We start from the raw sequence: 8,727 nt of genomic DNA, 5'->3' as shown, positions 1-8,727 counted from the left end.
GGAATCAGTACCCCCGACCGGATTCGAACCGGCGCTACTGCCGTGAGAGGGCAGCGTGCTAGGCCGCTACACAACGGGGGCTTGGATCTTCATTTGTACTGCGGGGTGATCGTTGCCGATCATACTGCGCTGGGGTACCAGGACTCGAACCTAGACTAAATGAACCAGAATCACTCGTGCTGCCAATTACACCATACCCCACCAGAGTTGAACCCCCTGCGGGGCCCTCTCAGGCGTTGCGCCTCTCGGTCGGTCCCGTTCCGAGGGGCTTTCGCTCCCTCGTCCGTTCCCTCCCGGGCGGCGCAGAAAGAACATTACCCGACGTCCGCCCAGGCTCCAAAATCGATAACCGCAGGCAGCGACCGGGAGGCCGTCCGGTGACCTCCGGGTGCGCCGCGGGCCCGGCACGGAGCCGGGCCCGCGGGCTGCTCAGGAGGCGCTTGCGCGGCCCGTTCAGGCGGCCGGCAGGGCGTCCAGGGCCGAGCGGAGCCGGCGCAGCGTCTCGGGGCGGCCGAGCAGCTCCATCGACTCGAACAGCGGCGGCGAGACCCGGCGGCCCGTGACGGCCACCCGCAGCGGCGTGAAGGCGAACTTGGGCTTGATGCCCAGGCCCTCCACCAGCGCCTCGCGCAGCGCGGCCTGGATCGGCTCCGGGGTGAAGTCCGCGAGCTCCTCCAGCGCCTTGACGCTGGCCTCCAGCACCGGACGGGCGTCCGCGGTCAGCACCTTGGCGGCGTCGTCCTGGTCCACCGCGAAGTCGGCCGGGTCGACGAACAGGAAGCCGGCCATGTTGACGATCTCGCTCAGCACGACCATCCGCTCCTGGGTGAGCGGCGCGATCCGGGCGAGCAGGTCCAGCTGCTCGGCGGACGGCTCGGCCGGCAGCAGGCCGGGGCCCTGCAGGAACGGCACCAGGCGGCGGACGAAGTCCTCCGGGGCGAGCCGGCGAACGTGCTCGGCGTTGATCGCCTCGCACTTCTTCAGGTCGAAGCGCGCCGGGTTGGAGTTCACCTTGGCCACGTCGAAGGCGGCGACCATCTCGTCCATGTCGAACAGGTCGCGGTCCTCGGCCAGCGACCAGCCCAGCAGGGACAGGTAGTTGAGCAGGCCCTCGCGGATGAAGCCGCGCTCGCGGTACAGGTTGAGCGAGGACTGCGGGTCGCGCTTGGAGAGCTTCTTGTTGCCCTCGCCCATCACGTACGGCAGGTGGCCGAAGCGCGGGGTGGCGCCGTCGCCGACGCCGATCTCGGCGAGCGCCGCGTACAACGCGATCTGCCGCGGGGTGGAGGACAGCAGGTCCTCGCCGCGCAGCACGTGGGTGATGCCCATCAGGGCGTCGTCCACCGGGTTGACCAGGGTGTACAGCGGGGCGCCGTTGGCCCGGACGATGCCGTAGTCCGGCACGTTCTCCGGCTCGAAGGTGAGCGTGCCGCGCACCAGGTCGTCGAAGGAGATGGTCCGGTCGGGCATCCGGAAGCGCAGGATCGGCTCGCGCTTCTCCAGCTTGTAGACGGCGACCTGGTCGTCCGTCAGGTCGCGGCAGTGGCCGTCGTAGCCGGAGGGCTTGCCGGCCGCGCGGGCGGCCTCGCGGCGGGCGTCCAGCTCCTCGGTGCTGCAGTAGCAGTGGTACGCGTGGCCGGCCTCCTGGAGGCGGCGGGCGACGTCGGCGTAGATGTCCATCCGCTGCGACTGGCGGTAGGGCGCGTGCGGGCCGCCGACCTCCGGGCCCTCGTCCCAGTCCAGGCCCAGCCAGCTCATGGCCTCGAGCAGCTGGCCGTACGACTCCTCGGAGTCGCGGGCGGAGTCGGTGTCCTCGATCCGGAAGACCAGCTTGCCGCCGGTGTGGCGGGCGTAGGCCCAGTTGAACAGGGCCGTGCGGACCATGCCCACGTGGGGGTTGCCGGTCGGGGACGGACAGAAGCGAACCCGGACGGCCGGGTCAGTGTTAGCCACGCTTGATCACCTTGTTGGTGAGAGTGCCGATGCCTTCGATGGAGACGGCGACCTCGTCGCCGACGTTGAGCGGGCCCACCCCTGCGGGCGTGCCGGTGAGGATGACGTCGCCGGGCAGCAGCGTCATGGCCTCGGAGATGTGGACGACCAGCTCGGCGACCGAGCGGATCATCAGGGAGGTGCGGCCGGTCTGGCGGAGCTCACCGTTGACCGTGCAGGTGACGGCGAGGTCGGCCGGGTCGAGGTCGGTCTCGATCCACGGGCCGAGCGGGCAGGCGGTGTCGAAGCCCTTGGCCCGGGCCCACTGGCCCTCGCGCTGCTGGACGTCCCGGGCGGTGACGTCGTTGGCGCAGGTGTAGCCGAGGATCACCTCGGGCACCCGGTCCAGTGGCACCTCGCGGCACATCCGGCCGATCACCACGGCGAGTTCGGCCTCGTGGTGGACGTCCGAGGAGAACGGCGGGTACGCGATGTTCTCGGTCGGGCCGATCACCGAGGTGGACGGCTTGAAGAAGGTGAGCGGGACGTCCGGGACGTTGTTGCCCAGCTCGGCCGCGTGCGCCGCGTAGTTGCGGCCGACCGCCACGATCTTGTTGGGAAGCATCGGGCTGAGCAGCCGGACGTCCTGGAAGCGGTAGCTCTCGCCGGTGGGCTGGGGTTGGCCGAACGGGTGACCGGCCAGCTCGTGCACGACCAGCGAGTCGGGTCGGGACGGATCCCCCTCGACCACGCCGAAGGAAACGCTGCCGGCGGCAGGGCTCCCTTCCCGGACGGAAAACCTGGCAATGCGCACGGCTGGGCTACCCCTCGCTTCGTCGGCCGCCCGGGGCGCCCCCGGGCGCTGCTGGGCTCCTCGCCCGTCACGGACGCGGCCCCGTCAATCGTCGCCCAGGCTATCGCGTGGGGCCTCCCGGGACCGCTTTGCCCCTGTTCAGCACGGTTCGAGCGGGAACGCGCGAGGGCGCCGCGAACCCGTTCGGTTCGCGGCGCCCTCGGCGCCGGGCCCGGATCAGTCCCGGGGGGTGATGACCGGGGCCACCATCAGCTGGGTGCGGCGCGGGTTGGCGGTGACGGCCGGCAGCTCGGTGCCGTAGGTGACGACGTCCTCGGGCTTGCGGGCGCCCGGGATCTTGCTGAAGTCCTCGACCGAGGCCAGCGTGGTCCGGCGCGGGTTCGCCGTGGAGCGGCAGGACAGCGTGGACTTGGTGGCCTTCTTCGCCAGGGACATCGAGAGCACCTCGTGGTCGTGGCCGGGGGATCACCAGGGATCCGCACCGGCCTGCGTGTTTCCGATTGATTCGGAGGGGTTCTGGGCAGGCTGATCGGGGCCGTGCTCCGGAGACAGCCAAGGTTACGAGATCTCTTTCCATACGGGCCGTGACCAAAGCTACACATTCACCTGTGATTTTGCTCACAAATTGACGCACAAATCACGAATATCCGACATATCGCCGCATCGGAATAATCCGGCATTCCGTACACATCGGGCATTCCAGCAGGTCTGCGACTCTTTTCGATCTCCGGCCACGTTGGCATGTATCCGGCGAGTGTCCGAAAAAGGCGGTATTCCGGTCCGGTTACCGCACAGTCAGTGAGATCCCGCATGCGGTCGGTAGTACCCGGCCGCGGGTTCCAGCGGCCCTTGTTGGGATTCCCTCGCTGTGCTGGAATGCCACGGACCGTGGGTAGGGAGCAGTCCACCCCGGCGACCCGCTCTCCCGGACCGGCCGGGGTGCGGAAGGAAACTCGACACCGTCCAGGCCGTGGCGACGCGGCGGGACGCCCGGTCCAGAGGTTGCGACGCCAGTGCAGGGACGTTTCAAAAGGGGTAGCGGCGCCGCGGGAAACCCGGAGTCGCGCGAGCCTGTGGCAGCCCCTCAACAGGCGGCGGCCCCCGGCGGCCCGGCCGACCCCGTGACGCCCGAGGCCCCCGCCCGGCCGGAGGACGACGGGCAGGAGCGGAAGTCCGCCCGGGACAAACTCCGGACCTCCCTGACCAGGCGCCGCGCCACCGGTCTGAGCCGGCTCGCGATGCGCAACTGGCGCATCCGCACCCGACTGATCGCCCTGCTGGCGCTGCCGGTCATGGTCTCGCTGGTCCTCGGCGGCCTGCGCATCCAGACCTCGATGCAGAACTCCCAGCAGCTCGCCCAGATGGCCAACCTGTCCGATCTGGCCAAGAAGGCGACCAACCTCGCGGACGCCCTGCAGACCGAGCGCGACATCAGCGCCGGCTACATCACCAACCGTCCGAGCGACCCGCTGGACGACGAGATCGTCGCCGCCCGCAAGTCCACCGACGACCTCAGCCGGACCTTCACGGCCTCCTCCGACAAGTTCGAGAACCTCCAACTCTCCGGCGGCAAGGCCCTGCTGTTCCAGATCCGCAAGGACCTGAACTCGATCTCGGACGCGCGCAACACGCCGTACCAGAACAACCAGAACATCCAGGCCACGATCACCGCCTACGACGTGATCATCCGCGACCTCCTGGGCATCACCCAGGACATCGCGCTCGCCTCGAACAACCAGGACCTGCTCGTCGCCACCCGCGCGCTGCAGCAGTTCTCGCTCGCCAAGGACGCGACCTCGCAGCAGCGCGCGCTGATCAGCGCCGGTCTGGGCAACCCCAAGGCCCCCGACCTGAGCGCGAGCGACGAGTCCTTCGGCATCCGCCTGCGGACCACGTACGACAACGCGCTCACCAGCTTCAACAACATCTACACCTCGCACGACCTCGACAACCTGCGCAGCCAGCTGAGCTACAACAACGTGATCGCCGAGGCGGACCGCTACTCGCGCTCGATCCTGCAGCCCGGCGGCATCCACCAGACCGAGGCGGTCTCGTACAAGGACTGGTACGAGAAGGCCACCACCAAGATCACGGCCGAGCGCCGGATCGAGTCCAAGCTGATCGAGGACCTCGACGGAAAGGCCCAGGACCTCCAGTCCCAGGCCGACACCGAGGCCCTGATCATCGGTGCCGCCGTCGCCCTGACCCTGATCATCGCCCTCGGCGGAGCCGGTCTGATCGCCCGCTCGATGGTGCGCTCGCTGACCCGTCTGCAGACCGCGGCCGAGGACGTCGCCGAGCGCCGCCTGCCCGAGCTGGTCAAGACGCTCTCCGAGAGCGACCCGCACGACGTCGACACCACGGTCGAGCCGGTCGCCGTCGACTCGACCGACGAGATCGGCCACGTGGCCCACGCGTTCGACATGGTGCACAGCGAGGCCGTCCGCCTCGCCGCCGAGCAGGCCCTCCTGCGAGGCAACATCAACGCGATGTTCACCAACCTCTCGCGCCGCAGCCAGGGCCTCATCCAGCGCCAGCTGTCGCTCATCTCCGAGCTGGAGAGCCGCGAGGCCGACCCGGACCAGCTGGCCAACCTGTTCAAGCTCGACCACCTCGCGACCCGCATGCGCCGCAACGGCGAAAACCTCCTCGTCCTCGCCGGTGAGGACCCGGGCCGCCGTTGGACCCGCCCCGTCCCGCTGGTCGACGTGCTCCGCGCCGCCGCCTCCGAGGTGGAGCAGTACGAGCGCATCGAACTCGCCGCCGTGCCGTCGGCCGAGGTCGCCGGCCGCGTCGTCAACGACCTCGTCCACCTGCTCGCCGAGCTGCTGGAGAACGCCACCTCGTTCTCCAGCCCGCAGACCCGCGTCCGGGTCACCGGCCACGCCCTGCCGGACGGCCGGGTGCTGGTCGAGATCCACGACACCGGCATCGGCCTCAGCCCGGACGACCTCGCCGAGATCAACGAGCGCCTGGCCAACCCGCCGACGGTGGACGTCTCGGTCTCCCGCCGCATGGGCCTCTTCGTGGTCGGCCGCCTGTCCCTGCGACACGGCATCCGGATCCAGCTGCGCCCGAGCGACTCCGGCGGCACCACCGCGCTGGTCATGCTCCCGGTCGACGTCACCAACTCCGCCGAGCGCCGCGGCCCCGGCGGCCGTCCCGGCCCCGGCGGCCAGCCCAAGCAGCAGCGCGGGGTCGCCCCGACGCCGCGCCAGCAGCGCCAGGTGCCGCCCGTCCGCCAGAGCGGTCCGGCCGCGCTCGGCCAGGGCCCGGCCGGCGGTGCCCCGCAGGGCGGCCGGCCGCAGCTCGGCCAGGGCGGTCCGTCCGCCCCCGCCCCCGCCGCGCCGACCGGCCCGGGTGCGCCCGGCGGCCGGGCCGGCGGGCCGACCGGCCTGCCGACCCGTCAGGTCGGCCAGTCGCTGCGCGAGAACCCGGCTCAGCCCGGCCAGCAGGGGCAGCAGCAGGGCCCGGGTCAGCCGGGCCGGCGCGGCCAGGGCCGACCGGCCCCCGCGCCGCAGGCACCCGCCCAGCAGGGTCCCGGCCAGCAGGCCCCCGCCCCGCAGGGCCAGCCGCAGCAGTCGCCGCAGGGCGGTCTGTCGCAGCGCACCCCCGGCCGCCAGGGCCCGCCGCAGGGCGGCCCGAACGGCCTGCCGCGCCGCGGCCAGGGCCGTCCCGGCCAGGAACGTCCGCGCCCCGGCGGCGAGTTCGACGGTGCCCCGGGCGCTCCCGCGCCGCGGACCGGCGAGCAGCCGCAGCACGGCCGTCCCGGCGGGCCCGGCGCCCCGCAGCAGGGTGCCCGCCCGGGCAACCGTCCGCAGGACGGCCTGCCGCAGCGCACCCCCGGCCGCCAGGGCCCCGGTGCCCCCGGTCAGCAGGGTCCGCAGGGCCAGCCCGGTCCGCAGGGCCCGCGCCGTCCGCAGCGCCCCGGCCCGGACGCGCCGCAGCAGGGCCGCCAGCCCCAGCTGCCCCCGCAGCAGCCGGCCCAGCCGCTGCCGTCGGCCGAGCCGGCGCCGGTGGAGAGCACCCAGCAGTTCGCCCGGCCGCGCTTCGAGGCCAGCCAGATCGACCCGCGTGACCCGCTGGGCCTCGGCCTGGTGGAGCCGGTGCTGCCGAACGTGCCGAGCCCGGGCCAGCCGCAGCCCCAGCAGGCCCCGCAGCAGCAGGCCCCTCAGCAGCAGCTGCCGCAGCAGCCGCAGCGCCAGGAGCCGATGGCCCTGCCGACCGGCCCGTCCGAGGCCACCGGCGAGCAGCCCTGGTACCCGCAGCAGGCCGACGGCCAGCCGCAGGGCCAGCCCCGGGGGTACCAGCCGCGCCGCCCCGGCACCTCCGCGCCGGACCTCCAGCAGCCGGGCCGGCCGCAGCGCGCCCCGCAGCAGCAGCCCCGCCAGGAGCGCCCCCAGGCCCCGCAGGGCCAGGCGCCCCAGCAGCAGACCCCGCAGCAGCAGCCGTACGGTCAGCCGCAGCAGGACCGGCCGCAGCCGCCGCAGCAGGGCGTCGGTGACGCGCCGTGGCGCCCGTCCGCGAACGACGAGCGCTGGCGCCGCGCCGAGCAGGTCCGCGAGCCGTCGACCAGCGGGGTCACCACGTCCGGCCTCCCCCGGCGGACCCCGCAGGCCAACCTGGTCTCCGGCACCGCCGAGTCCGCGCCGCTGACCGGTCCCCAGGTCTCCCGCGCCCCCGAGGAGGTCCGCGGCCGCCTGACCAACCTGCGCCGCGGCATCCAGCAGGGCCGGCGGGCCGGGGCCGAGCAGGCCGCCCACCAGCCGGGCTCCCAGCATGGTGCCCAGCAGCCCGGATTCGATAGTTTCGGTGGCCGGAGCGACGGCAACGGCGCAGATCACCAGGAGCGTTGAGTTGAACCAGATGAGCCAGGCCGCACAGAACCTGAACTGGCTGATCACCAACTTCGTGGACAACACCCCCGGGGTGTCCCACACCGTGGTGGTCTCCGCGGACGGCCTCCTGCTGTGCATGTCGGAAGGCTTCCCGCGCGACCGCGCCGACCAGCTCGCCGCGGTCGCCTCCGGCCTCACCTCCCTCACCTCCGGCGCCAGCCGGATCTTCGAAGGCGGCGAGGTCAACCAGACCGTCGTCGAGATGGAGCGCGGCTTCCTCTTCCTCATGGCCATCAGCGACGGCTCCGCCCTCGCCGTCCTCGCCTCCCCCGACTCGGACATCGGCCTGGTCGGCTACGAGATGGCCCTGCTCGTCGACCGGGCAGGAGCCGTCCTCACCCCCGCACTCCGCGCGGAACTCCAGGGCAGTCTCCTGCACTGACCGGAACCCACGCGGATCTCCCACCGTTCCACCCCGCACCGGGTCCGACCCGACCGGACCCGGCGCCTCACCCTCAGCTACCCTCAGGCAGCTGATCCCGCCTCAGCTGGCACCGCCCCAGCTGGAACCGGCTGCCCAAGGCCGCAGCACAAGGAGGACCCATGACCCCGCCCTCGACACCCGCCGGCCCGTACGGCAACGGGTACGGCAGCGGCTACGGCGGGCAGCAGTCCGACGGCTACGAGCAGCAGCCGCTGGTCCGCCCCTACGCGATGACCGGCGGCCGGACCCGCCCCCGGTACCAGCTCGCGATCGAGGCCCTGATCTCGACCACGGGCTCGGCGGAGCGCACCACCGGGCTGCTGCCCGAACACGCCCGGATCGTCGGCCTCTGCCGTGAGGTCAAGTCCATCGCGGAGATCTCCGCACTGGCCGGTGTGCCGCTCGGTGTGGCGCGCATCCTCGTGGCCGACCTGGCCGAGGCCGGTCTCGTCGCCATCCACCAGCCCGCCGCCGCGGGCGAGTCGGGCGGAACGCCCGATGTCACGCTGCTCGAAAGGGTCCTCAGTGGACTTCGCAAGCTCTAACGGACCCGCCCGCGCCACGACCTCCGCGAAGATCGTCATCGCGGGCGGCTTCGGTGTCGGCAAGACCACGCTCGTCGGCGCCGTCTCCGAGATCAACCCCCTGCGCACCGAAGC

Annotated in this window: 6 protein-coding genes, 2 tRNA genes and 1 pseudogene; 4 read left to right on the top strand and 5 right to left on the bottom strand. The window is 72.2% G+C overall.

What is annotated here, in order from left to right; genetic code table 11:
• Positions 1–8: 8 nt before the first annotated feature.
• From ABTY61_RS29935 to ABTY61_RS29915, 5 genes are all read right to left on the bottom strand, one after another.
• A tRNA-Glu gene (locus ABTY61_RS29935) sits at positions 9–81 on the bottom strand.
• Positions 82–129: 48 nt separating this feature from the next.
• Positions 130–201: transfer RNA gene (locus tag ABTY61_RS29930), tRNA-Gln, on the bottom strand.
• A gap of 252 nt (positions 202–453) precedes the next feature.
• Entirely contained in the window at positions 454–1,953 is a 1,500-nt protein-coding gene (gene gltX / locus ABTY61_RS29925) for a glutamate--tRNA ligase (RefSeq protein ID WP_350508234.1), read from the bottom strand.
• Positions 1,946–2,746, bottom strand: coding sequence for a fumarylacetoacetate hydrolase family protein (locus ABTY61_RS29920; RefSeq protein WP_350508233.1), 801 nt, complete (start codon positions 2,744–2,746; stop codon positions 1,946–1,948). The genes gltX and ABTY61_RS29920 overlap by 8 nt, the downstream gene beginning before the upstream one ends.
• Positions 2,747–2,962: 216 nt before the next feature.
• Positions 2,963–3,181 carry a hypothetical protein gene (locus ABTY61_RS29915; RefSeq protein ID WP_350508232.1) on the bottom strand — a complete coding sequence of 73 codons (219 nt, stop codon included), beginning with the start codon at positions 3,179–3,181 and terminating at the stop codon, positions 2,963–2,965.
• Positions 3,182–3,819: 638 nt separating this feature from the next.
• Between ABTY61_RS29915 and ABTY61_RS29910 the strand changes: the two genes are divergently transcribed.
• The 4 genes and pseudogenes from ABTY61_RS29910 to ABTY61_RS29895 form a co-directional block, all read left to right on the top strand.
• The gene (locus tag ABTY61_RS29910; protein WP_350508231.1) at positions 3,820–7,602 is read left to right on the top strand and encodes a nitrate- and nitrite sensing domain-containing protein; all 3,783 of its coding nucleotides are present in this window, start codon (positions 3,820–3,822) and stop codon (positions 7,600–7,602) included.
• Positions 7,603–7,612: 10 nt separating this feature from the next.
• Positions 7,613–8,026, top strand: a complete 414-nt coding sequence (locus ABTY61_RS29905; RefSeq protein ID WP_097236138.1) for a roadblock/LC7 domain-containing protein — start codon at positions 7,613–7,615, stop codon at positions 8,024–8,026.
• A 161-nt stretch (positions 8,027–8,187) separates the two neighbouring features.
• A complete protein-coding gene (locus ABTY61_RS29900; RefSeq protein WP_350508230.1) occupies positions 8,188–8,613 on the top strand; it encodes a DUF742 domain-containing protein in 426 nt (141 codons plus the stop codon).
• A pseudogene (locus ABTY61_RS29895) lies at positions 8,594–8,727 on the top strand (ATP-binding protein); the annotation flags it as partial. The gene ABTY61_RS29900 and the pseudogene ABTY61_RS29895, both read left to right, overlap by 20 nt.

It is taken from the genome of Kitasatospora sp. NPDC096128, assembly GCF_040303105.1.
Lineage (GTDB): Bacteria > Actinomycetota > Actinomycetes > Streptomycetales > Streptomycetaceae > Kitasatospora.
This window is presented reverse-complemented; position numbering and strand designations above follow the sequence as displayed.

Bases quoted from the DNA above. Each gene is read 5' to 3' on its own strand.
- ABTY61_RS29905 (WP_097236138.1), top strand. From the start codon at position 7,613: ATGAGCCAGGCCGCACAGAACCTGAACTGGCTGATCACCAACTTCGTG.
- ABTY61_RS29915 (WP_350508232.1), bottom strand. From the start codon at position 3,181: ATGTCCCTGGCGAAGAAGGCCACCAAGTCCACGCTGTCCTGCCGCTCC.
- ABTY61_RS29900 (WP_350508230.1), top strand. From the start codon at position 8,188: ATGACCCCGCCCTCGACACCCGCCGGCCCGTACGGCAACGGGTACGGC.